The organism is Parashewanella spongiae (assembly GCF_004358345.1).
Lineage (GTDB): Bacteria > Pseudomonadota > Gammaproteobacteria > Enterobacterales > Shewanellaceae > Parashewanella > Parashewanella spongiae.
Genome location: NZ_CP037952.1, coordinates 3,413,883 through 3,437,803, shown reverse-complemented (window position 1 = coordinate 3,437,803; position 23,921 = coordinate 3,413,883). Strand labels below are relative to the sequence as shown.

22 protein-coding genes are annotated in these 23,921 nt (G+C 39.4%); 18 read left to right on the top strand and 4 right to left on the bottom strand.

Going from position 1 to position 23,921, the window contains the following annotated elements; all coding sequences use genetic code 11:
- Window positions 1-175: 175 nt before the first annotated feature.
- The 11 genes from E2I05_RS13470 (at window position 176) to E2I05_RS13420 (ending at window position 12,322) form a co-directional block, all read left to right on the top strand.
- Entirely contained in the window at window positions 176-781 is a 606-nt protein-coding gene (locus E2I05_RS13470; protein ID WP_121851791.1) for a peroxiredoxin, read from the top strand.
- Between the two features lie 625 nt (window positions 782-1,406).
- Window positions 1,407-2,132 (top strand): hypothetical protein, encoded by a 726-nt coding sequence (locus E2I05_RS13465; RefSeq protein ID WP_121851790.1) that lies wholly within the window; start codon window positions 1,407-1,409, stop codon window positions 2,130-2,132.
- Window positions 2,133-2,434: 302 nt separating this feature from the next.
- The gene (locus E2I05_RS13460; protein WP_121851789.1) at window positions 2,435-3,628 is read left to right on the top strand and encodes an acetyl-CoA C-acyltransferase; all 1,194 of its coding nucleotides are present in this window, start codon (window positions 2,435-2,437) and stop codon (window positions 3,626-3,628) included.
- Between the two features lie 97 nt (window positions 3,629-3,725).
- Entirely contained in the window at window positions 3,726-5,219 is a 1,494-nt protein-coding gene (locus tag E2I05_RS13455; RefSeq protein ID WP_121851808.1) for a CoA-acylating methylmalonate-semialdehyde dehydrogenase, read from the top strand.
- Window positions 5,220-5,336: 117 nt separating this feature from the next.
- On the top strand, window positions 5,337-6,494 hold the full coding sequence (locus E2I05_RS13450; protein WP_121851788.1) for an acyl-CoA dehydrogenase family protein: 1,158 nt from the start codon (window positions 5,337-5,339) through the stop codon (window positions 6,492-6,494).
- Between the two features lie 11 nt (window positions 6,495-6,505).
- Complete coding sequence (locus tag E2I05_RS13445) at window positions 6,506-7,279, top strand: enoyl-CoA hydratase (RefSeq protein WP_121851787.1); 774 nt, start codon at window positions 6,506-6,508, stop codon at window positions 7,277-7,279.
- Entirely contained in the window at window positions 7,279-8,394 is a 1,116-nt protein-coding gene (locus tag E2I05_RS13440) for an enoyl-CoA hydratase/isomerase family protein (protein WP_243641011.1), read from the top strand. The genes E2I05_RS13445 and E2I05_RS13440 overlap by 1 nt, the downstream gene beginning before the upstream one ends.
- Before the next feature lie 241 nt (window positions 8,395-8,635).
- A complete protein-coding gene (mmsB, locus tag E2I05_RS13435; protein WP_121851785.1) occupies window positions 8,636-9,541 on the top strand; it encodes a 3-hydroxyisobutyrate dehydrogenase in 906 nt (301 codons plus the stop codon).
- A gap of 10 nt (window positions 9,542-9,551) precedes the next feature.
- Window positions 9,552-10,307, top strand: a complete 756-nt coding sequence (locus E2I05_RS13430; protein ID WP_121851784.1) for an SDR family oxidoreductase — start codon at window positions 9,552-9,554, stop codon at window positions 10,305-10,307.
- Window positions 10,308-11,284: 977 nt separating this feature from the next.
- On the top strand, window positions 11,285-11,596 hold the full coding sequence (locus E2I05_RS13425) for a hypothetical protein (protein ID WP_121851783.1): 312 nt from the start codon (window positions 11,285-11,287) through the stop codon (window positions 11,594-11,596).
- Between the two features lie 195 nt (window positions 11,597-11,791).
- Window positions 11,792-12,322 (top strand): hypothetical protein, encoded by a 531-nt coding sequence (locus tag E2I05_RS13420; RefSeq protein ID WP_133309690.1) that lies wholly within the window; start codon window positions 11,792-11,794, stop codon window positions 12,320-12,322.
- A gap of 29 nt (window positions 12,323-12,351) precedes the next feature.
- On the opposite strand, the gene E2I05_RS13415 is transcribed toward E2I05_RS13420, so the two are convergent.
- Window positions 12,352-12,576, bottom strand: a complete 225-nt coding sequence (locus E2I05_RS13415; protein WP_121851781.1) for a DUF1289 domain-containing protein — start codon at window positions 12,574-12,576, stop codon at window positions 12,352-12,354.
- A gap of 276 nt (window positions 12,577-12,852) precedes the next feature.
- On the opposite strand from E2I05_RS13415, the gene E2I05_RS22080 reads away from it, so the two are divergent.
- The 6 genes from E2I05_RS22080 to E2I05_RS13390 all read left to right on the top strand — a co-directional run bounded on the left by E2I05_RS22080 (window position 12,853) and on the right by E2I05_RS13390 (window position 18,937).
- A complete protein-coding gene (locus E2I05_RS22080) occupies window positions 12,853-12,999 on the top strand; it encodes a hypothetical protein (RefSeq protein ID WP_165905417.1) in 147 nt (48 codons plus the stop codon).
- A gap of 225 nt (window positions 13,000-13,224) precedes the next feature.
- On the top strand, window positions 13,225-14,274 hold the full coding sequence (locus E2I05_RS13410; RefSeq protein ID WP_121851780.1) for a 3-oxoacyl-ACP synthase III: 1,050 nt from the start codon (window positions 13,225-13,227) through the stop codon (window positions 14,272-14,274).
- Window positions 14,275-14,279: 5 nt separating this feature from the next.
- Window positions 14,280-15,215 carry an alpha/beta fold hydrolase gene (locus E2I05_RS13405; protein ID WP_243641010.1) on the top strand — a complete coding sequence of 312 codons (936 nt, stop codon included), beginning with the start codon at window positions 14,280-14,282 and terminating at the stop codon, window positions 15,213-15,215.
- A gap of 228 nt (window positions 15,216-15,443) precedes the next feature.
- Window positions 15,444-17,156, top strand: coding sequence for an olefin beta-lactone synthetase (gene oleC, locus E2I05_RS13400; RefSeq protein ID WP_121851779.1), 1,713 nt, complete (start codon window positions 15,444-15,446; stop codon window positions 17,154-17,156).
- Window positions 17,156-18,193, top strand: a complete 1,038-nt coding sequence (gene oleD / locus E2I05_RS13395; protein WP_121851778.1) for a 2-alkyl-3-oxoalkanoate reductase — start codon at window positions 17,156-17,158, stop codon at window positions 18,191-18,193. Before oleC ends, oleD begins: the two co-directional genes overlap by 1 nt.
- Window positions 18,194-18,340: 147 nt before the next feature.
- Window positions 18,341-18,937, top strand: coding sequence for a hypothetical protein (locus E2I05_RS13390; protein WP_121851777.1), 597 nt, complete (start codon window positions 18,341-18,343; stop codon window positions 18,935-18,937).
- A gap of 292 nt (window positions 18,938-19,229) precedes the next feature.
- On the opposite strand, the gene panP is transcribed toward E2I05_RS13390, so the two are convergent.
- Complete coding sequence (gene panP, locus E2I05_RS13385; protein ID WP_121851776.1) at window positions 19,230-20,879, bottom strand: pyridoxal-dependent aspartate 1-decarboxylase PanP; 1,650 nt, start codon at window positions 20,877-20,879, stop codon at window positions 19,230-19,232.
- Between the two features lie 172 nt (window positions 20,880-21,051).
- Window positions 21,052-21,528, bottom strand: a complete 477-nt coding sequence (locus tag E2I05_RS13380; RefSeq protein WP_121851775.1) for a hypothetical protein — start codon at window positions 21,526-21,528, stop codon at window positions 21,052-21,054.
- Window positions 21,529-21,717: 189 nt separating this feature from the next.
- Here E2I05_RS13380 and E2I05_RS13375 point away from each other — a divergent pair, with 189 nt between their 5' ends.
- Window positions 21,718-22,419, top strand: coding sequence for a DUF445 domain-containing protein (locus E2I05_RS13375; RefSeq protein ID WP_121851774.1), 702 nt, complete (start codon window positions 21,718-21,720; stop codon window positions 22,417-22,419).
- A 100-nt stretch (window positions 22,420-22,519) separates the two neighbouring features.
- Here the strand turns inward: E2I05_RS13375 and E2I05_RS13370 are convergent, their stop codons facing one another.
- Complete coding sequence (locus tag E2I05_RS13370; protein WP_121851773.1) at window positions 22,520-23,587, bottom strand: hypothetical protein; 1,068 nt, start codon at window positions 23,585-23,587, stop codon at window positions 22,520-22,522.
- Window positions 23,588-23,921 lie beyond the last annotated feature (334 nt).

The window sequence follows — 23,921 nt, the reverse complement described above, 5'->3', positions numbered from 1 at the left end:
CATTTTGAGCTTCAAACTCATAAAAGTTCAGTCGATATGCTCCTAAATGGCTTGTCAGTTGTGACATTCGTCATATAATGACGCTAGTTTTGATCTTGCTTAAAGAAGTGTTGGGCGATTTAGTACCAATGCGGGAATTAGGCAAATACATTTAATCGTAGACGGAGATCTAAAAATGGGCGTATTAGTAGGCCGCAAGGCCCCTAACTTTACTGCTGCAGCTGTTCTTGCTAATGGTGAAATTGTTGATAGTTTTAACTTGTTTGATGCCATTAAAGGCAAGCCAGCGGTTATCTTTTTCTATCCACTAGATTTTACTTTCGTGTGTCCATCAGAGCTAATCGCTTTTGATCACAGAATGGAAGAGTTTACAAAGCGTGGTGTTGAAGTCATTGGTGTTTCAATTGACTCTCAGTTTACACACAATGCATGGCGTAATACTCCAGTAAACGAAGGCGGCATTGGTCCAGTTAAGTACACTTTGGTTGCTGATGTTAAACACGATATCTGTAAAGAATATGATGTTGAGCACCCAGAAGCTGGTGTTGCTTTCCGTGGTTCATTCTTGGTAGATAAAGAAGGAACAGTTCGCCATCAAGTAGTTAATGATCTACCGCTTGGTCGTAATGTTGACGATATGCTTCGCATGATCGATGCACTTCAATTCCATGAAGAGCATGGTGAAGTTTGTCCTGCTGGCTGGCAAAAAGGCGAGAAAGGTATGGATGCTAACCCAGAAGGTGTAGCAAGTTACCTAGCCGAGAATGCTGACACTTTGTAATTACAAAGACACAGCAGTAAGCGTTAAGAGAAAATAAAACCGTTATCGTATAAAACGATAACGGTTTTATTTTTGGCATTAAGTAATACCAATTACAGTAATTAAGTTCCCAGCTCAGAGCTATGTATGTGTTCAAAGTACAAGTGAAATTGATGAAGACATAGTTATAGTTATTACCGACATACAAAACTGTCGTTATTACATTGCTACGTTGAGACAATTTTGTGAAGTATTCTTTATAAACCAAAGTGTGCGCATACAAGCTCCCGAAGGGCAAGGCTAAAGGTTTCCATTATTGCGTAGCACGTTCTTGAATCATCTCGACAAAAGCACTAAGTGCGTTGAACGCCAGTTTTGTATGGCGGCCGTAGGGAATATAGTACTTCGAACATGTGCCTTGCACTGAAAACCTTTATCTCTTGCTGAGTGAGAGATTAATTACTGTAATTGGTATAACACTCACTCGTGCGGTTGCACTGACACACAGGGCTAACAGAATTAACTTTATTAAATTTAGATTTTGTACTTGTTAATTTCTTTAGGTTAACAAATATAAATATAGTATTAATTCTTATAGACTCAGCAAGGTATATCATAATTCATCCTTATATTCTTAGAGGTTATTATGGCAAATGAAGTTGCGGCGAATACCAGATTGCAGTGCACTTATGAAGTTATAGGCTCAGGCTCGAAGTCAGAGTATCATTTTGATAGTGGATTACTGAATAAAATTAAAGGTGAATTATCAGAGCAAACAATAGAAGTTGTGTTCAGCTCGACTGATTCACAATTTGAAGTGAGTATAACGGCAACAAAAACGGATGAAGGTGTGATCAAATTTCACGCGAACATGCCAGATCCTGATTCAGACTTTAAATGTGTTAGACCTTTTGATAAAAGAGTTGTTTCAGCGCTACAGAAACTTGATAAAACACATGCTCAAATACAAGTAGAGAAAATTCACGATCATTTAACATCTAAACAAATCTCGCTTGCTGTACGTTCAGAAAAGCTTGTTGATGGTGCCGATAATGCTGGGTTAACAGATATGAAATTCTTCAATAATATAAAAATGAAGACTATTGCTTTAGAGTGTAAAAGTGATTTAACTCCTCTTGAAACCATTAGTCACGGATTAATCGAAAGATTATTTGCTTGTGAAAAAACATATGAGCAAAACACCTTAGAGTTTAGAGCGTTGATTAAAGATTATAAGGAAAATGTTAAAGCTTATTTAGATAATATTGTTCTAACTGAAAGCGCAGCATCTATTGGATCAGAAAACTATGAATCAATGGTAAAATTGCAGGGGAAACTGAATACTCTATTCGGTAAAAATGCACCCTCATAAAATGCTAAAGTAGCTGTAATTCAGTTGTGGTATTCAACATCAGGGCAACCGCAAGAGTGATGCATGCACAACGCCATCTGAGTTTATGGTTAATCATTGAGCCTTTGATATTCAGCTGACTGTAAATCAACAATTCCATTATATCTGCAATAAATCGTCTCATTAGTCCAATTAACTCTTGCTTTACGTTCGCGTAAACGTCACATTAGGTGAAATTTCAAATTAAAGTCTGAATGCTTTAGCTATTTCAAGGAATGTTAATTCTTATCTATTGCGTCAGAAATGAAGGGTATGGAGTGAACATGAGCTCAGAATTATTAGATCAGGATATTGTAATTGTTGCCGCAAAGCGTACCCCAATGGGGGGCTTTCAAGGGGCATTATCTAGTGTGCCGTCCCCAACTCTTGGATCTTCAGCGATTAAAGCTGTAATGGTAGATGCTGGTATTTCAGGCCAAAAAGTTGATGAAGTTCTGATGGGTTGTGTACTACCAGCCGGGCTTGGTCAAGCACCAGCACGTCAAGCTACTCTAAGTGCTGGGTTACCTTTGTCTGTCGGTGCGACAACACTTAATAAAGTGTGCGGCTCTGGCATGAAAACTGTGATGCTTGCACATGACTTAATTAAAGCGGGTAGCGCAAAAGTTGTAATAGCTGGTGGCATGGAAAGCATGAGCGGTGCGCCGTACTTATTAGATAAAGCCCGTGGTGGTATGCGGATGGGGCATGGAAAAGTGTTGGATCACATGTTTCTTGATGGCCTTGAAGATGCCTATAAAGGTGGAGCAATGGGGACCTTTGCTCAAAAAACTGCCGATGAATACGGTATTACTCGTGAAAAAATGGATGAGTTTGCTCTAAAGTCGCTTGAGCGAGCAACGATGGCCATCGAAACTGGCGCATTTAAAAATGAAATTTCAGCGGTAACAGTAACTAGTCGCCGTGGCGATACAATTGTGGATACGGATGAACAGCCAGGTAATGCTCGACCTGAAAAAATTCCAACATTACGTCCAGCATTCGCTAAGGACGGCACCATCACAGCAGCAAATTCAAGTTCAATTTCTGACGGCGCTGCAGCGGTTATGTTGATGACACGAGCTGAAGCAAAAAGTCATGACTTATCTGTTTTAGCCACTATTCGTGGTCATGCTACTCACTCGCAAGAGCCTGCACTATTTACTACTGCCCCTGTTGGCGCGATGATGAACTTATTAAACCGTGTAGGTTGGTGTAAAGATTCTGTAGATTTATATGAAATTAACGAAGCCTTCGCAATGGTGACGATGTTAGCCACTTCTGAGTTAGGTTTAGATTCTGAAAAAGTTAATGTAAATGGTGGCGCATGTGCCTTAGGTCACCCAATTGGTTGTTCTGGTACTCGTATTTTGGTTTCTCTCATTCATGCACTCAAAAACCGTGGTTTGAAGCGTGGTGTGGCATCTCTGTGTATCGGTGGTGGCGAAGCTACAGCGATGGCAATCGAAATTGAATAAGTAAAGAGTGGCTAACAATAAGCTAGCCATTTTTATTTTAAGAGCGCTTAAAAATAACAATAGCTCGACACAAATTGAAAATAAAAAGGATTGTAAAATGACGATACAAGTTAAGCATTATATTGATGGTGAGTTTGTCATTGGTGAGGGAAGCAAGAAAATCTCTGTAACTAACCCTGCAAACAATGAAACTATTGCCGTCGTTAATGCCGCCACAGATGCTGAAGTTTTAAAAGCTATTGATAGTGCGAAAGCAGCCTTTACTACATGGAAAGAAATTCCTGTATCAGAACGTGCTCGTGTGATGCTTCGTTATCAGCACCTTCTTAAAGAACATCACGACGAAATTGCAGAAATCTTAGCACAAGAAACGGGTAAGACTTTTGATGATGCTAAAGGTGATGTATGGCGCGGTATTGAAGTCGCTGAACATGCTTGTAATATCGCTTCAATGTTAATGGGCGAGACCGTTGAAAACGTTGCACGTTCGATTGATACTTACAGTTATACCCAGCCACTAGGTGTTTGCGCCGGTATAACCCCATTTAATTTTCCTGCAATGATCCCATTATGGATGTTCCCTCTGGCTATCGCTTGCGGTAACACCTTCATATTGAAGCCATCAGAGCAAGATCCAATGACACCACAGCGTTTGGTTGAGCTATTCGAAGAAGCAGGCGCGCCAAAAGGCGTGTTGCAATTAGTACATGGTGATAAAACAGCTGTTGATATTTTACTTGAGCATAAAGACATCAAGGCCATTTCATTTGTTGGTTCAGTTGGTGTCGGTCAATATATCTACAAAACAGGCACAGATAACTTAAAACGTGTTCAAGCGTTTGCCGGTGCAAAAAATCATTGTGTTATTATGCCGGATGCTAATAAACAACAAGTTATTAATAACCTTGTTGGTGCTTCAGTTGGCGCTGCTGGTCAACGTTGCATGGCTATTTCCGTGGCGATTTTTGTCGGTGAAGCGGCAAAATGGATCCCAGAAGTTAATGCGGCAATCGCTAAAGTGAGACCAGGTCTTTGGAACGATAAAGATGCGGCTTATGGACCAGTAATTAGCCCAGCGGCTAAACAACGAGTATTAAGCTTAATTGCTCAAGGTAAAGCGGAAGGGGCAACATGTTTAACTGATGGTAGTGAATGCACTGTTGAGGGCTACGAAACGGGTAACTGGGTTGGCCCAACAGTATTTTCTGACGTCACAACAGACATGGCAATCTATAACGAAGAAATCTTTGGACCAGTTCTGTGTTGTATGACGGCTGACTCGTTAGACGATGCAATCGAAGTTGTAAACAACAGCCCGTATGGCAATGGCACTTCGATCTTTACAGCAAGTGGTGGCGCAGCGCGTAAATACCAGCACTTTGTTGAAGTTGGTCAAGTGGGAATTAATGTACCAATCCCAGTACCTCTACCATTCTTCTCGTTCACAGGTTGGAAAGGAAGTTTCTATGGCGATCAACATGCCTATGGTAAGCAAGCCGTACGCTTCTATACCGAAACGAAAACCATTACGTCACGTTGGTTTGAATCTGACATTGCCACTGGTCCAAACATGACCATTGAGCTGAAGTAAAACCAATTTTTAATACTAGGCTGAGATTTTCTCGGCCTTTACTTTTTAAGATGTTCCCCAGTCAAGACTCAGTTAATTTATTAAGAGTAGCTAGGGAAATGAAACAGGGGTGGTCAAATGGATTTTAATCTAAACGAAGATCAACGACAGTTTGCTGATTTAGCACGGCAGTTTTCAGAAGAGCAACTAGCACCATTTGCAGGCGAGTGGGATGAAAAACATCATTTCCCAAAAGATGTGATTCAACAAGCTGGTGAATTAGGTTTTTGTTCGCTTTATTCACCAGAGTCAGAAGGTGGTATGGGTCTTTCACGACTTGATTCATCAATTATATTCGAAGAGCTCGCTCAAGGTTGTACTGCAACTACAGCTATGTTGACCATTCATAACATGGCAACGTGGATGATCACTACTTGGGGAACAGAAACGCTCCGAGGGCAATGGTCTGAAGCACTCACAACCGGGCAAAAATTAGCATCATATTGCTTAACTGAACCGGGTTCAGGCAGCGATGCTGCATCACTGCAAACTAAAGCGGTACGTGATGGTGATGAGTATGTTATTTCAGGCTCAAAAATGTTTATTTCCGGTGCGGGTGAAACCGAAATGTTGGTTGTGATGTGCCGCACTGGCGAAGCAGGCCCTAAAGGAATATCAGCCATTGCGGTTCCTGCCGATGCAACTGGAGTGATTTATGGTAAAGCTGAAGATAAGATGGGCTGGAATGCCCAGCCGACTCGTTTAATTACATTTGATGAAGTTCGAGTGCCTATTGCCAATTTATTAGGTGAAGAAGGTCAAGGATTTACTTTTGCAATGAAAGGGCTTGATGGCGGTCGTATCAATATTGGCACATGCTCAGTGGGTACAGCACAAGCGGCGCTTGAGCGTGCCACGGCTTATATGTCAGAGCGTAAGCAGTTTGGTAAACCGTTAGCCGCGTTCCAAGCTTTGCAGTTTAAATTAGCCGATATGGCAACTGAGTTAGTCGCTGCTCGTCAAATGGTACGTTTAGCCGCGTTTAAATTAGATTCAGGCGATCCAGAAGCTACAGCATATTGTGCGATGGCAAAGCGTTTCGCTACCGACATTGGTTTTCAGGTTTGCGATGCCGCACTGCAAATTCATGGCGGATATGGTTATATACGTGAGTATCCGCTTGAACGTCATGTACGTGATGTACGAGTACATCAAATTCTTGAAGGTACAAACGAAATTATGCGTCTTATTATTAGCCGTCGTTTACTCGATGAAGCCGCTGCTGAAATAAAATAAGGAAAAAATCTATGAGCAATATTAAACAATCCATTGAAGGTAACACGGCTGTTCTTACCATGAGCAACCCGCCAGCAAATACATGGACAGCAGATAGTTTACAAGAGCTGAAAAGCATTGTTCTTGATTTGAATAACAATAATGAAGTTTATGCTTTAGTAATTACAGGTGAAGGAGAGAAATTCTTTTCAGCTGGAGCCGACTTAAACTTATTTGCAGATGGCGACAAAGGTAATGCAGCTTCAATGGCAAAACACTTTGGCGAAGCTTTTGAAACGTTAAGCGCATTTAGAGGTGTTTCCATTGCGGCAATTAACGGTTACTCAATGGGTGGCGGATTAGAAGTTTCTTTAGCCTGTGATATTCGTATTGCAGAAGAACATGCTGTAATGGCGTTACCAGAAGCAACCGTTGGCTTATTACCGTGTGCTGGTGGAACTCAAAATCTTACCGCGCTCGTTGGCGAAGGCTGGACCAAACGAATGATTTTATGCGGTGAAAGAGTTGACTCAGCTAAAGCCGAAAAAATAGGTTTGATTGAAGAAGTGGTTGAAAAAGGCCAAGCGCTTGAAGCTGCGATTGCGCTTGCGAAACGTGTGGCTAAACAAAGCCCAAGTTCAGTTTCTGTATGTAAAAAACTCATCCAAGCTGGACGCACTATGCCTCGTACTCAAGCTCTGCCGCTTGAACGTGAACTCTTCGTTGGTTTATTTGATACTCAAGATCAAAAAGAAGGCGTGACAGCTTTCCTTGAAAAACGTAAAGCGAAATGGAGAAATTGCTGATGAGTTGTCAACAACCTGTTTGTTTCCAGACGCTGAAAACAGCTTCAGGTAAGTTAATTGGTGTGGCGACGCTTAATGCTGAAAAAGCACTTAATGCATTAAATCTCGACATGCTTCGTTTGCTTACCAAGCAGTTAACTGACTGGAAAAACGATTCTGAGATTGCTTGTGTCGTTTTAGATGGATGTGGTGAAAAAGCATTTTGTGCTGGTGGAGATGTTCGTGCACTGTACGATGCGTCCATCGAAAGCAAAGGGGAAATTGCTGCTGCGGCTCAAACCTTTTTCACAGAAGAATATCAATTAGATTTTTTAATCCATGAATTTGGCAAACCACTTCTCGTGTGGGGTAATGGCTTTGTGATGGGCGGCGGCGTTGGTCTTATGGCTGGTGCTAGTCACAGAGTAGTGACAGAGACTTCTCAAATTGCCATGCCAGAAGTGACGATTGGTTTGTACCCAGATGTTGGTGGTAGTTACTTTTTAAATCGTATGCCGGGTAAAACAGGCTTGTTTTTAGGTCTAACGGCCTATCAAATGAGTGCTGCTGATGCATGTTATGTAGGAATGGCTAACCACTTCTTAAATAATGATGACAAAGAATTGATGTTTGATGCTATGGCGACACTTGACTGGAGTGGTGACATTGGTATGGACCATCAACGACTTGATGAAATGCTTAACGAGCTGACTTATAAGACAGCAATGCCCAAAGGCGAAAGTGTATTAGCTCTAAATCAAGGTCTTATCGATACATTAATGACAGGCAGTTTGACAGATATCGTGGCTCGAATAGGAGAGATTGAGACAGATGAAAAATGGCTGAGTAGAGCCAAATCCGCCATGTTGGCAGGTAGTCCAATCAGTTGGCAGCTTATCTATCGCCAAACTCAATTAGATGAGAGCTTAACTCTTGCCGATACATTCCGCTGGGAATTAGCAGTAAGTGTGAATTGTCTCGCGGTGGGTGATTTTAATGAAGGCGTCAGGGCATTATTGATTGATAAAGATCGTAACCCGAAATGGCATTATGGATCAGTGGGAACAATACCATCCGAATTGATTGATAAAATTACAAGTTCCCCGTGGGAAAGTCATCCGTTAGCCGATCTTTAATTCGCTAATGTTAATCACTTTGGGCTTAATTCCTCGCCCTTTAGGGCGAACTAACACAAAAGGTTTGTGTTTTATCATACCAGCGTAGGCTGGTATCCAATGACTTTCACTAAACAAGAAAAAGACGCTAGATTACCGACATAAAAAAAAGTCGTTACTTCGTTTCCAGCCTTCGCTGGAATGACGATACCTCGCCCCTCTGCGAGGTGATTCATTTATAAAGTAAGCAAGGAATAGCATGATGAAAACAGTCGCATTTATAGGTTTAGGTAACATGGGTGGCCCAATGGCGGCCAACCTTCTGAAAGCAGGCTTTGCTGTAAAGGTTTTTGACCTTGTTCCTGCTGCAATACAAATTTTAGTTGAGCAGGGCGCAACAGCGTCAGCAACGGCAATCGAGGCCGCGGAAAATGTTGATTTTGTCGTTACTATGCTCCCAGCAGGTAAGCACGTAAAAAGTTTGTATCTAGGGAATGCCGAGCAAAAAGGCTTATTGGATATAGTTAGTAAAGATACTTTATTAATTGATAGTTCAACCATTGACGCCGAAAGCGCAAAACTTGTCGCTCATGCAGCTGCCGAGAAAGGTATTGAGTTTATCGATGCACCTGTATCGGGTGGAACAGCAGGTGCAGCGGCCGGAACGTTAACCTTTATTTGCGGGGCATCTGATTCTGGCTTTAAAAAAGCACAAGCTGTGTTAAATGCAATGGGTGCTAATATATTTCATGCAGGCGCAGCAGGGGCTGGGCAAGTTGCAAAAATTTGCAACAACATGCTACTGGCTGTTTTAATGGCGGGAACATCCGAGGCTTTACAATTAGGTCGCGATCATGGTTTAGACCCTAAAGTACTTTCTGACATTATGAAAGTAAGCTCAGGCGGAAATTGGACCTTAGATAAGTACAATCCTTGCCCACATGTAATGGAGAACGTACCTTCTTCTAACGACTATCAAGGTGGCTTTATGGTAGATTTGATGGTTAAAGATCTTGGTTTATCACAAGAGGCCGCATTGTTAAGCAATTCGAGCACGCCAATGGGCGCATTAGCACGTAGCCTGTATGTTAATCATGCAAGACAAGGCAATGGTCGACGCGACTTTTCAAGTATTTTTGATATTTTCGTAAAAGCGAATAAAGAATAAGGAAAAACTGATGGATTTGAAAGATAAGGTAGTAGTCATCACTGGTGGAGCAGGTGGTTTAGGCCTAGCAATGGCACATAAATTTGCGGAAGCTGGTGCAAAATTGGCGCTTATCGATGTCGACCAAGAAAAACTAGAAAAAGCTTGTGCGGATCTTGGCCAAGCAACCGTTCAAGGTTACGCGTTAGACATTACTGACGAAGAAGATGTCGTCGCTGGTTTTAACTATATTCTTGAAGACTTAGGTCAAGTAAATGTATTAGTGAACTGCGCCGGTATTCTTCGAGATGGTATGTTACTTAAAGCTAAAGATGGCGAAGTAACTGATAGAATGTCTTTGGCTCAATTCCAGTCAGTTATTAACGTAAATCTTACTGGTTCATTTTTGTGTGGGCGTGAAGCCGCCGCCGCTATGATCACATCGAAACAGCAAGGTGTGATTGTTAACATTTCAAGTATCGCTAAATCAGGAAATATTGGTCAAACCAACTATGCCGCATCAAAAGCCGCGGTTGTAGCAATGAGTACTGGCTGGGCAAAAGAACTCGCTCGATATGGTATTCGCAGTGCAGCTGTTGCTCCGGGTGTTATTGAAACTGAAATGACCGCAGCAATGAAACCAGAAGCGTTAGAACGTTTAGAAACAATGGTGCCAGTAAGACGTTTAGGTCAAGCCGATGAAATCGCTTCAACTGTTCAGTTTATTATTGAAAACGATTATGTAAATGGTCGAGTATTTGAAATTGATGGTGGTCTTCGTTTGTAATTTTTTTTGCGATTTCAACACATTTATACCAATTACAGTAATTAAATCTGACATTGAGCACATCTATTAAAAAACCAAAATTAATGAATGGTTACTCGTTTTTGCGTTATAAAAATGTTCATATCGATTAATTTTAAGTAAAACATAGATAAAGGCTGAATTCTTATTCAATATTAACCACATAACTATTCCGTGTGCGCAATGTCAGTTAAATGCTCAACTTAGAGCTATGTATGTACTCAAAGTACAAGCCAAATTGATGAACCTAAATAAATCGGTTCAAGGTAGGATGAATTCTAAAGGGCAAATTAACATTCATTTAATAACTTATGATTTTATCGTATATGCAACTAAATTAAGTTAATCATGAAATCATAAAGTGGCGGTGATTTTTGAGCTTTGAGTCAGTTCCAACAGTACCAGCGAGGCTTCAGCCACAAGTAGAAACATATTTATTTAACTATGGTAAAGACTTAGATAATCGAGTAAAAAAGTTTAAGTGGGTGTGTGGCGAGGGTAAAGTGATTACGTATAGAGTTACCTTCGATTCAACCTAGAAACATCAGTTGACTGCGTTCTCAAGCGTAGAAAAAATGGCTGATATTAAGACGTAGCTTGCAGCAAGTAGTTATTCTACTTGCAAAAGTTACAACGCAGATAGCAGCCATTTTAGCAAGCTTGTGAGCGTAGAGCATTTCACTCATTGGGTGAAAAACATGATAATAAAATCATCCAATTGCTCAAACAGTTACTCATATACTCAGCGTTCAACTGATGTTTTTAGGTTCAACATCGACAAGAACTATTAAAAGAGTTGAGTCAAGCAGTGAGTTAGATACTTATAAAGTTGACGAGAAATTGGAGTTATTTGAAAGGTTTATAGATGGAAAGCTTAGAGAAGAAGCACTATTAAGAGCTACAGGGTGTAAAGTAGTGCCTAATCTAGACACAATTGTCCTAGCGGAAAAAAAGAATATTTGGCAGCAAATGAAATTGACTCAAAACAGGGAGTGCTGGCAAAACCGAACTTTATTGACGAAAATATTTTAACTGCACCAGAATGGTTAAGCTTTTTGGGAGTAGATCAAATTGAGAAAACCTATCAACAAATAAGCGCATATAGAAATACATTGAAAGTTCCAATCAAAATTGCAAAATGTGATTCAACAGTTGAAGCGATCAGTGACAATAAAGAAATGGGCTTTGAATTTATTTGTGATGAGTCAATTGAAGATTCGTATGTGCACATTTCTAGCACAAATTCAGGTTTATCGATTGATCCAGATTAAAGTACTTCTTCATCTTCAGATGAAATAAAGCAAGTACGAGTTGCTACAGAAAAAGAATGGTTTGAGCTCTCTTGCCAGCCGGTATCAAAGAGTATTTCACAAATAACGTTAGTCATAGATGTTGATGGTGTCGTTCTAAGTAAACACGAAGATACAGATTTCAAGCTTAAAATAAATTTAAAACACCAGAGCGGATTGAAAACAGCGTACTGGTTAAATTCATCAATACTCCAGAAAATAAGAGCTTTTTGTCACAATGGGCATGAAATATTATTTTGTTCAAAAGATATATTAGTATTAGATTCATTAAAAATAGCGATGCCATCACACCAAATTGAAATCGCTCCCAAAAATTTCGTGTTTTTAAATTCCGATATACAAAGAAATGGGTTACTTGTCTCTTTGGAAGACAACACGTTATTTTTGTCAGCTAACGACAACATAAGTATAGATTCACATGGCTCTGCGTGTTTCGTAAAAATAATCGATCGTAAATCTCCTTTTCCAGTATTTGGAGTTGAGGTTGATTGTGCAAAAAAGGTAACTGAAGTGAAAGTTACCGAACAAGAAGTAAGTTTTAGTTGTAACTCATTGGCAGACAAAGAACAGAACTCAACATTACAGGCAATTAAATTTGAACAAGTGAAAAAAGAAGAGCAAGTATTAAGAGAGCAGCTTCAAATTAATAAAGCTAGTGATACTAAAGTTGTGGAACATAAAAGTTAGCGTATTAGATGTAGAGGAGTAGTATTTTATTATTTGAGCTTTAATTGCGCTTCTAACCACTTGTCTCGTGATAAAATCTGATTATTATCCTGTCCTACAAACTGCTGTCTACGCTCGTCCAACTTAGCTACAATGTCGCGTTTTTGTGAATCATCTAAATTGCTCCATGCTACGATTTCTTCAACATGGCGGTAACAACCCATGCAGTAATCATCATTGTTTAAACCGCAGCGGGCAACACAAGGTGAATTCATTCTTTTCTCTGTAAATCTAAGCATTATTTGGCTGAAGTGTAACTTATTTGTTCTGTTTTGTGATGAAAATTTTTGTATTGTGATTTTATAAGGGTTAGATGTTGTTTGAGTTAGAGTTTTTAAAAATAAATAGTTTATTAATGCAGTCGAAAATCTTGTGGCAAATTTGAATGGTGTTCAGGTAAAGGCCATTTAGGAAGGTTAATTTCAAAGCAAAGCCGAAGGAAAGTTACTAACTTAGAATGGCAGAAAGCACTTTGTGATGAAGGTACATGATTGGCAGTGAAACATAAGGTTCATCAAGACTTCATTTGTGTCGATGCTTTTAATGTCAGTGATGTTGCCTTTAATTCGAAGCAACACGCTTTTGCTCTTCATGCTTGTGGTGATTTCCATCAGAAATCACATCAAGAAATATGTTGATATCGGCACAAAAAAACTGAATTTCCTTTGTAACAAGAGTATTCAATTGTGATTACTTATAACTTTTTGAATATAATTAATAAAATGTAAAACTCTATTCAGTTTCATATGATTTTTTTCAGCTGAAGTGGTCACTTATTGTGTCATAAGGGCGGTTTTTTATTGAATATCCTCTGAATTCTTGGTCAAATGGCGGATTAGTTTTTTATAAATCAATTGAGTTTCATGAAATATTCTCGGGTCTTTATTAATAGCCTGGCTTACGAACTTGCTCCAGTAGTTGTTTCGAGTAGCGAATTAGAGTCTAGGTTGGCTCCCTTATATCAAAAATTCCGTATTCCGATGGGGCAGTTAGCAGCGTTAACGGGGATTAATGAGCGTCGCTGGTGGCCTAAAGGTCATAAGTTATCTGACGGTGCTATCGCAGCAGCTAAAAAATCGATTAACGAAACAGGCATTAATATCGAGCAATTAGGTGCTGTGGTTTATACGGGCGTTTGCCGAGATCAACACGAACCTGCTACAGCTTGCCGTATTGCTGCTGAATTAGGTGTTTCAAAAGACACCGCAATTTACGATATCAGCAATGCCTGCTTGGGTGTGATGTCAGGTATTCTTGATATTGCTAATAGAATTGAGCTTGGACAAATTAAAGCTGGCATGGTGGTTTCTTGCGAATCAGCACGAGACATCGTGGACATAACAATTAACCACATGTTGACCGAGCAAACTATGCAAAATTTTGCTCAGTCGCTTGCCACACTCACAGGTGGGTCAGGTGCAATTGCAGTTATTCTTACAGATGGAACATTACCTTTACATAATGATCGCCAGCACCAGTTACTCGGCGCTTCTCACTTGTCGGCTCCTGAGCATCACGAGTTATGTCAGTGGGGCTTGCAAGAAGCTGGACAGCATTTGTATCGTGAGTTTATGCGTACTGACGCGGTTGCGTTATTAAAAGAAGGCGTTGAACTCGCTAAGCATACTTGGGATCATTTTCTTGCTCAACGAGATTGGTTGGTTGAGCAAGTAGATAAGGTAATTTGCCACCAAGTAGGTTCATCTAATCGTAAACAAGTATTGAATGCTTTAAATATCGATACACAAAAAGAGTTTCCGACATACCAAAAGCTTGGCAACATGGGAACAGTATCCTTGCCTGTAACAGCGGCTATTGCTCACGATCAAGGCTTTTTAAAGAAAGGTGATCAAGTGAGTTTTCTTGGTATTGGAAGTGGTCTTAATTGTATGATGCTTGGCCTGAAATGGTAACACGAATGGTAGGGAATAATATGGAAGCGTTACTGCCATTTAAAGGGCAATATTTTGAACGTAATGGCTTAAAGCAGCATTATTTGAATCAAGGGCAGGGTGAACCTGTGGTTATGGTTCATGGTAATCCGAGTTGGTGTTATTACTATCGTAATTTGGTCGAAGCTTTGCAATCAGATCATCAATGTATCGTGCCAGATCATATTGGCTGTGGATTGTCAGATAAACCAGATGATATGGATTATGACTATACGCTTGAAAATCGGATTAATGACTTAGATGCCTTACTTGATCATTTAGATATAAAAGAAAACATTACCCTTGTTGTTCATGATTGGGGAGGAATGATAGGAATGGGTTATGCGGCACGCCACCCAGAAAGAATAAAGCGCTTAGTAATTCTAAATACGGCTGCTTTTCATTTGCCTCAGGATAAAATGTTGCCAATACCATTGTGGATTTGTCGAAATACATTACTGGGGACTTTATTGGTTCGTGGGTTCAATGCGTTTTCTTCCATTGCATCGTATGTCGGCGTTAAGCGTAAGCCAATGAGCAAAGAAGTGAGAGAAGCTTTTGTTGCTCCATTTAACTCATGGAAGAATCGAATTTCTACACTGCGCTTTGTGCAGGATATCCCGTTATCACCAGAAGACAGGAATTATCAGTTAGTCTCTGATATTGCATCGAGTTTATCTCAGTTTTCTGAAACACCAGCATTAGTGTGTTGGGGGTTAAAAGACTTTGTGTTCGATAAATACTTTTTAGAACAATGGAAGCAACGTTTACCACAAGCTCAATTTAATGAGTTTGCTGATTGTGGGCATTATATTCTTGAAGATGCGAGTGATGAAGTCATAAGTTTAGTTAAAAGCTTTATCCTAGAACCATCAGTTGACTGCGTTCTCAAGCGTAGAAAAATGGCTGATAGTAAGGCGTAGCTTGCAGCAAGTAGTTATTCTACTTGCAAAAGTTATAACACAGATAGCAGTCATTTTAGCAAGCTTGTGAGCGTAGAGCCCTTCACTCATTGGGTGAAACCCATGATGATAAAATCATCGTATTGCTTAAACAGTTAGTCACTATACTCAGCGTTCAACTGATGTTTTTAGGTTTATTGCTCAAGATGCAAAAGACTAAACGCTTATTGATTAAAAAAGAGATTTTTTGTGGATAATTCTGCTGATATTTATGATGCTAATTTATGTCGCCATTTAAAAAAGGCTGCCACTGTGCAGCCTTTTGATTTAGCAGTAGCGGTTCAAAAATACATTAAAGGTTCGTATCAGTACCAAGAGCTTAACTTTGCTGAACTCGAAACCAAGAGCAACAAAATCGCTTATGCTTTGACCGAATACGGAATTAAAGCAGGTATGAAATCTGTATTGATGGTCACACCAAGCATTGAGTTTTTCACTCTCACTTTTGCATTATTCAAAGCTGGCATCATCCCAATTATTGTCGATCCCGGTATGGGGTTAAAAAACCTTAAACAATGTTTCGCAGAGGCGCAGCCTGATGCATTTATTGGCATCACTAAAGCACATGCTGCTCGTCGTTTATTGGGTTGGGGGAAAAAGAGCATTAAATTGTACGTTAATGTGGACTCCCCAATTGAAGCTCCATCGTTCAGAACCGCTAAGTCATTGCTTACAGGGGCAGTAAACCTTTCCAGCCTTTTAGAGTGTTACTCACCTTTTGAAGATACTAAGCCAGAGTTTCCAATTAACTGGCTGCGTGCAGATGACATGTGCTCGATTTTGTTTACCAGTGGAAGTACAGGCACTCCTAAAGGTGTAGTTTACAGCCATAGAATGTTCGAAGCTCAAATTGATGCTTTAAAAAACGATTATAAGATTGAATCTGGTGAGCGTGATTTAGCAACTTTCCCACTGTTTTCATTATTTGGCCCCGCGTTAGGAATGGCATCTATTGTGCCTGATATGGATGCAAGCAAACCAATAACGGCTAATCCAACGCATTTGTTTGCGGCAATAAATCAATATCAATGTAGCAATGTTTTTGCTAACCCCGCGCTAATGGATAAATTAGGCCAAGCGGGTGAGGCAAGGCAGCAAAAGCTACCGTCAGTAAAGCGAGTAATTTCAGCTGGAGCACCAGTTTCCATTGAAGTTATAAAGCGGTTTAGTCAAATGCTTAATACTGAGGCTAGGGTTATAAATTCATACGGCGCAACAGAGTCGTTACCTGTTTCGATGTTTGCTAGTGATGAATTAATTATGACTAGCTCACTTACGGACTCCGGCGCAGGCATTTGCGTTGGGCGGCCAGTTTCGGGCGTTACGGTATCTATTATCTCAATTACTGAAGATAACATTAAAACTTGGAGTGATGGTTTAGCTCTACCTGCCAATCAAATTGGTGAAATTGTGGTAAGTGGTCAGATGGTTAACCAAAGTTATTATCGCAGAGAAAATGCAACTTTACACTCGAAGGTATTTGATCCCACGACAAAGGCGATGCGTCATCGAATGGGCGATCTTGGATATTTTGATGATGACGGTAAGCTTTGGATGTGCGGCCGAAAAGCACATCGAGTTGACTCGGTAATAAAGCGATATTATTCGATACCTTGTGAGCGTATTTTTAATACTCACCCGAGTGTTAGGCGTTCAGCATTGGTATCAGTTAAAATAAATAACACTATAACGCCTTTGGTGTGCATTGAATTAGAACAATCACTGGCATGCAGCCATGCTAGTGTTCTGTATTCAGAGCTCATAACTTTAGCTGAAAAGTTTGAAACAACCTCCGGAATTACTGACTTTCTGATCCATCCTGATTTTCCAATGGATGTAAGGCACAATGCTAAAATTTTTCGTGAGAAATTGTCTGTTTGGGCACAAAAGAAAATAGGTTAATGAAGATAACTGAATTTAAAGTAGAAGAGCAGGCTGTTCTCAACGAACTTGCCGATAATATTAATCACGCTTTTGTGACGGGGGCTGGTGGTTTTTTAGGGCAGGTGATTTGCCGACGTTTACTTGCTGTAGGAATAAAAGTGACGGGCTTTGCTCGAAGTTTGTATCCTGAATTAGAGCAGCTTGGTGTCACCATGATCCAAGGTGATCTAGCGAATAAAAGCGCTGTTATTTCTGCAATGAAAAATTGTGATATGGTTTTTCATGTAGCCTCTAAAGCTGGGGTGTGGGGCTCTAAAGCCAGTTATTTTGAACCAAATGTAAATGGGACAGAAAATATCGTAGCAGGATGTCAGCAGCATGAAATTAAGTATCTAATTTACACCAGCACGCCCAGTGTGACTTTTGCTGGTATTGATGAAAGTGGTATTGATGAATCAGCGCCTTATGCGACGAAATTCATGAATCATTATGGGCACTCTAAAGCGGTAGCTGAACAATATATTTTAGAATCAAATTCAGAATCGCTCAAAACAGTAGCACTTCGTCCACACCTTATTTGGGGGCCAAACGATCCGCACCTCATTCCACGAGTACTTGAAAGAGCAAAAAGCGGAAGGTTAAAGTTGGTTGGTCATACCGATAAACTCGTAGATACCATTTATGTAGATAATGCGGCTTACGGACATTTATTAGCGGCATTAGATTTAACTCTTAATGAACCTAAGTCTCAAGGTAAGGCCTACTTTTTAAGTAATGATGAGCCAATCACAATGGCTGAAATGCTGAATAAAATTCTCGCGACTGAACATCTTCCCAAAGTGACCTCGCGAGTGCCTACCGTGGTTGCTTATGCTGTAGGCGGAATGTTAGAAGTGGCTTATAAGCTGCTGAACAAGCAACAAGAGCCTTTGATGACACGCTTTGTCGCTAAGCAACTATCTTGCAGTCATTATTATGATATTAGCGCGGCAAAAGGTGATTTTGGCTATAAAGCTTTAGTGTCGATAGATGAAGGTATGAAGCGAATAAATTAAAATGAAATGTGAGCTTGTTGAAATAATAAATGATTTTTATATCTGTCAGTTTCCTTAACAGTTTGCAATTTATCAATACTAACGTCAGTCAGACATTTATCTTTGTGATTAACTCTTGTTTTAATAGATTACATAGGATGGCTAAAAATGGCAGCACCAACAGCACAACCAACTCTTGATACTGTCATTAAATTTACTGAAGACGCATCAATTATATGCAAACCTGCAACAGAATTTTCATCATCAAAGGTTGTGGTTATTGTTGGCGGAAAGGAAGCTACCTTTGAGTGTGGTGGAGTTGAAACACCAGACTTTTTTAATAAATTTGTATCCAGAGTGCAAGCTGGTTCCAAACAGCCTAATAGTTCGATAAAAGAAAATGAATATGTCGTTAACTTTTATGAACGAGCCTCCGAACTAACAGATGGCGAAAAGATTGCGGATGGTTTAAAGAAGCAAGCCATCTCCTTCCTAAAAGAGAAATGTCCAGATCTGAGTGTTTATACAACTCACGCTCAAATTAATGGATTAGATATCGACTCGAAAAATAAACAAAAAATAAAAATTGCTGGGTCTCCCGAAAATAAACTGAAATTGATGATGCACTTTATGACTGAGAATATTACATCGAAAGACGAAAAAGCTTTGAATCAACTACGTACAAAATTATCTAATAGCTTGAAACAGATAGGTATAAAGGTAAAGTTCGATGGTGAAGAAATTAAAGCCGCGGTCAAATTTTGATGAATTAACCTAAAATCATCAGTTGAACGCTGAGTATATGAGTAACTGTTTGAGCAATACGATGATTTTATCATCATGGCTTTCACCCAATGAGTGAAGTGCTCTACGCTCACAAGCTTGCTAAAATGACTGCTATCTGCGTTGTAACTTTTGCAAGTAGAATAACTACTTGCTGCAAGCTACGCCTTACTATCAGCCATTTTTTCTACGCTTGAGAACGCAGTCAACTGATGTTTCTAGGATTAGCCACTGTTTAAAATGACTGAGGTTGAAAGCCAGCCAAAATAAATTTCTACTCGTTAATAAGGCTTAATAACTTCGGTAGATGAACACTATCGAGCTTAGCGATTTCAACCTGTTCTTCAAGAATTTGTGACAAGATATCTTCGCTTGTAAGTGGATTTGCTAATACCGTTCTAAATACTACAGTTGGTTTTCGCTGATACTTTACAGGACTGATACGTGTCCGTGACACAAAAGATTTTCCATGCTCACGTTGATGTTTTTGAATAAACTTAGTGAGAGAGTCTAGTAGTGTATTGATTTCTCGTATTTTCTTAGTGTTATTCTGTTTAATAGCTTCCGATAAAGTTAATTGCACCTTATGAGGAACATAACGATAGGTCAGAATACATAACTCTGGCTCAGAGATTAGCTCAAAGTCGGGGTGGATTTTAATGCTAGCCGCAAAAAAATGAGCTTTTTCAATACTGTTATTGATAAGAATTTCATAACCATTCAGGCCAATAATCTGTAGGCATGCATGTACTAGCATGGCCATTCCCGGTCTCGAACCTTCCAGAGTTTGCCTACCCAGATCTTTAGAGCCTTTACGAAGTATGTATTCAGCGTGATGAGTGATTGACTGAGAGAATGAAGGATCTTTAAATAGCACCATTCCAGCGCCCATAGGCACATACATTTGTTTATGAGCGTCGATTGTAACTGAATCAGCAAGTTCAATGCCTGCTAACAAGTGACGATATTTTTTAGAAAGTAGGCTTGCGCCGCCCCAAGCCGCATCAACATGGAAATGACAACCAATTTCTTGAGCTAGTTGTGATAGTTCTTTAAGAGGGTCGATATTGCCTGTTTCAGTTGTACCTGCAACACCTACAATGGCCATTACCTTTATGTTCTGAGCTTTCAATTTCTCCGCTTTTTGGTGCATTATGTCTACGTTAACTTTATTGTTTTCGTCAGTTTGGATTGAAATAATGTTTTGTCGGCCAATACCCAGTAAATCAGCCGCTTTACTGAGGGAATAGTGACCACGCTCAGAAGTTAAAATAGCTAAGTCATCATATTGGTAATAACGTAATGCGGCGACAATACCTTCTTGGGTAATGCCTTTGAAATCACCTTCAGGTCCAAGTAATTGGTTCCTTGCTGCCCATAATGCCGTCATATTGGCAACCGTTCCACCAGAGCAAAAAGCGCCAAGAGAATGAGCACTGCAGTGCATTTTAGATTGGTAAAAACGTTCATCCAAATTGTAAATAAGATGATGCATCATGCCGAGTACTTGGCGCTCTAACGGTGTAAATGCTTTGGATGTTTCAATTTTTACAAGGTTTTGATTTAAACCAGCCATTAATTTTGTCAATGGCAATACGAAATAGGGCAGCGCAGAGGTCATGTGACCGATAAATGTTGGTGCTGAAGTATGCACCGAATGCGCGACTAAGTTTGCCATCATGCTGTCGGTGTAATCAGAAACGAACTGAGGTGATTCTGGAATTTGAAATGCTTTGAAGTTAGTTTCAATGCTGGCTAAAGACGTTTCTTTTGCAACAATGTTGTCACCTAAAAAACCAGCTAAGTCCTCAGATAATTTTTGTTCGATAATGTTTAATGTTGAATGAGAATCTTCCGGTACGGTAAAAATACGCTGTAGGCTTTCTGGTGAAGCTATCGCTTTACGCTGACTTGATACATTCATGAAAAGTGCAGTTCCAACTTGAACACTCGATGGCAATTATTTATCAATAATAACCGAGATTACAAAGATTTCAAAAGGCCGATGACTCTACTCGAACAAAGGGCGAGCATCAAGAGTTTTATGTTTGTGAACATTCTTTGTCATTACATCGTTATAATGCTTAACCATAGGGTTATTTAGAGTGAAAAAGGGGCATTTTCCAGAGTTTACCATCATACTCAACCCAGCTTTGGATGGGGAGTACCAAAAATATGATGCTTAATACAAATGATAAACCTGCATGATATACCGCGTAAGGATTTGAAGGCAATCCATAATCTGGAATATAAATATAAACAATGGCAATCATGAAAAAGACCACAGGGGTATTAGGCAATACTAAAATTTTTGTTACTGTCGTTGATACTAGTCCCATACCCAGCAACGATGCGTAAAATGCAACGGAATACAATGCAATGGCCATTAAACAAGTGGTGATATTATAAGTTGGATCACTGTATTCTTGTTCTGCCCAGTAGTTAATGACGCCCATGTACTCTATCCAAGGTAAACCAAAAGCTAAAGATAGTAGCCAACCAATTATGTAGGCCGCGCTAATGAAAGCGGCTAACGCAAATGTTATGTTTTGTAGTTTTTTTTGGGGCAACATGACAGATACTATTCCTTTTTTTATCTTAATTTTATTTAGGTATGAGCAGGGTCATAAAAATAAAAAGCGTATAGAACGAAAACAAATTACCTAGATAGGACTTTTTAATCAATTAAATTTAGTTGTAGTCGACTATTTTCTTTGATATTTGTAAAATCTACCCGATTAAATCATTTCGGAGATATAAACTTGAACAAGAGCTTGTTGACAAATATTTCAGCTTTTATTGTAGCTATAGTTGGCTACCTAACTCATCAACCAGTTATTTGGTCTGTTGGTCTTTTTGCTTTATCTGGTGCGGTGACAAACTGGTTTGCGATACATATGTTATTTGAAAAAGTGCCGGGTTTGTATGGTTCTGGGGTTATTCCTGCTCGCTTTGAAGACTTTAAAAGTGGGATATCTGATTTAGTTATGGGGCAATTTTTCACAGAAGAAAATATAGACAAATTTCTTGGACAACAAGCGGCAAATCACAATTCGATTAATATCACTCCAGTTATAAATAAAATTGATTTGTCCCCAGCATTTGATGCGTTATTAACTACAGTTGAACAATCTTCATTTGGTGGTATGTTATCAATGTTTGGTGGAACTGAAGCTTTAGTGCCTTTAAAAGAACCATACATTAGAAAGTTGCAAGAATCGCTAGTTGAAGTTGCTGAAAGTGAAGAGTTTAATCAACTATTGATTAATGAAATTGAGCAACCAGACACGATTGCTAAAATTCGAGAGCAAGTTGCTACGATAGTACAGCAAAGATTGGATGAGTTAACACCAAGTTTAGTAAAAGAAATAATCCAAACTATGATCCGCAAACATTTGGGTTGGTTAGTTGTGTGGGGTGGTGTATTTGGTGGACTAATAGGCTTGATTGCGGGAGCTTTGTGATTGCAGATTTTATCGAAAGGCAAAATAAAATGCCTTTCGTTTAATTTTACTTTTTAGCAAAGTTTAATGAGTTTTAATCAGGTGTAATACCAATTACACTTTAATTTGAATGTACTTCAACCTTTATTGTGTTTGGCTCTTCGGTAGAAGAGTCAAGCTCTTCAAATTGTGACGAGCTGTCTTCCAGATCGCTAGGGTCACATATTCTAGTATACCGTCTTGCTGCAGTCATTCTATCAGATTGCCCTGTTGTTCGATGAAAATCACCTTCAGGAAAAGATGTATATCCTGTATGTTCATCAGACAGTTGAGTATTACTATCCATTTCATTCTGAACTTGTTGTGTAGTTGGAGTTATTATGAAACTGTCATCAATATTATCGGAGTCTGTAGAACTTATAGGGCTAAGTTCACCTTCATCAACTTCAACAGGTATGCTAGCCTCGGCAATTTTCCAAAGTCTTGCAGTATCTTTTGCATGGTTTATCGCTTGTAATTGGTCTATTTTTTTGAGAATTCGACGAGCATGTTCTTTATAACTCGCTAACCTTGCAGCCGTAATATCTTTGAAAACAAACTCGTAATCCTCTGGTTTAAAGTCGTCGTCTTTTCGTAAATAGGCTAAGTGGTCAAGTGCCTGATAATTTTTTACATTCGACATTATGGCACTGAGTTTTACTCCAGCCTTTAAATCTTGTTCTAGGGTACTAGGATCGTGATGAGTAATTTGTTTATGTTTGGCCGTTAGGTGTGTCAAAGCATGAATGGTATCTGGATCTTTTGCTAACCAATCATCTAGGGGTTTAAATATTTTATGATTTTTATTGGCGTTCCCTGTCATATTTTTAGCTGAGTAACGGGAATTGCTTTTCAGTGGTTGATGCCCAACAACATCCCCGTTATCATCGACATCAGCAAGGTAAGCCTCTTTATAGGTACCTTTAGTGTGAAATTGTTCGAGCCTTTCTCTCGGTCCACGAAGAGTAACTTGGCCTCTCTCTGCGTTAACTGTAAAGGTTATTCCGTTATGTAAAAATGAAAAGGTATTATCATCATTTTTAACAACGTTAGTGTTGGTGGTGTCATTGTTGAATTTAAATACTTCGCCGCTATAAGTAAGACTACTTAACTTGCTATTGTAATTTAAACTTAACTCACCTGTGGACATAACAACCTCTATTCAAATTAAAAACATTCAACCCATTTTCTAATAGGTACATTACAAAGCTCTATAGGCTTATTGTATAACGACCTAAGAAATATTTAGTTGTATCGCGATGATCTGTTTAATAATGGCGTTTGTTATGGTTTTTTTCAAATTAAGGTTAGTTCATAATTTGAAAAGGCTTTATTGCCATCCATACGGCATAAGAGCTAGGGTACACGCATGAATGTATTTTTGAGCAAAAACAGTAGACTTTATAATCGGTCATTACCGTGAAAACGGGAATCCAGTGACCTTGGATATTTCAATATAAGGCACTAGGGTCTGTTGATCTTTC

What these genes read in the sequence shown, in the direction of transcription:
- E2I05_RS13470 (WP_121851791.1), top strand. Translation starts at nt 176, where the DNA reads ATGGGCGTATTAGTAGGCCGCAAGGCCCCTAACTTTACTGCTGCAGCT.
- E2I05_RS13465 (WP_121851790.1), top strand. Translation starts at nt 1,407, where the DNA reads ATGGCAAATGAAGTTGCGGCGAATACCAGATTGCAGTGCACTTATGAA.
- E2I05_RS13460 (WP_121851789.1), top strand. Translation starts at nt 2,435, where the DNA reads ATGAGCTCAGAATTATTAGATCAGGATATTGTAATTGTTGCCGCAAAG.
- E2I05_RS13455 (WP_121851808.1), top strand. Translation starts at nt 3,726, where the DNA reads ATGACGATACAAGTTAAGCATTATATTGATGGTGAGTTTGTCATTGGT.
- E2I05_RS13450 (WP_121851788.1), top strand. Translation starts at nt 5,337, where the DNA reads ATGGATTTTAATCTAAACGAAGATCAACGACAGTTTGCTGATTTAGCA.
- E2I05_RS13445 (WP_121851787.1), top strand. Translation starts at nt 6,506, where the DNA reads ATGAGCAATATTAAACAATCCATTGAAGGTAACACGGCTGTTCTTACC.
- E2I05_RS13440 (WP_243641011.1), top strand. Translation starts at nt 7,279, where the DNA reads ATGAGTTGTCAACAACCTGTTTGTTTCCAGACGCTGAAAACAGCTTCA.
- mmsB (WP_121851785.1), top strand. Translation starts at nt 8,636, where the DNA reads ATGAAAACAGTCGCATTTATAGGTTTAGGTAACATGGGTGGCCCAATG.
- E2I05_RS13430 (WP_121851784.1), top strand. Translation starts at nt 9,552, where the DNA reads ATGGATTTGAAAGATAAGGTAGTAGTCATCACTGGTGGAGCAGGTGGT.
- E2I05_RS13415 (WP_121851781.1), bottom strand. Translation starts at nt 12,576, where the DNA reads ATGAATTCACCTTGTGTTGCCCGCTGCGGTTTAAACAATGATGATTAC.
- E2I05_RS13410 (WP_121851780.1), top strand. Translation starts at nt 13,225, where the DNA reads ATGAAATATTCTCGGGTCTTTATTAATAGCCTGGCTTACGAACTTGCT.
- E2I05_RS13405 (WP_243641010.1), top strand. Translation starts at nt 14,280, where the DNA reads ATGGTAGGGAATAATATGGAAGCGTTACTGCCATTTAAAGGGCAATAT.
- oleD (WP_121851778.1), top strand. Translation starts at nt 17,156, where the DNA reads ATGAAGATAACTGAATTTAAAGTAGAAGAGCAGGCTGTTCTCAACGAA.
- E2I05_RS13390 (WP_121851777.1), top strand. Translation starts at nt 18,341, where the DNA reads ATGGCAGCACCAACAGCACAACCAACTCTTGATACTGTCATTAAATTT.
- panP (WP_121851776.1), bottom strand. Translation starts at nt 20,879, where the DNA reads ATGAATGTATCAAGTCAGCGTAAAGCGATAGCTTCACCAGAAAGCCTA.
- E2I05_RS13380 (WP_121851775.1), bottom strand. Translation starts at nt 21,528, where the DNA reads ATGTTGCCCCAAAAAAAACTACAAAACATAACATTTGCGTTAGCCGCT.
- E2I05_RS13370 (WP_121851773.1), bottom strand. Translation starts at nt 23,587, where the DNA reads ATGTCCACAGGTGAGTTAAGTTTAAATTACAATAGCAAGTTAAGTAGT.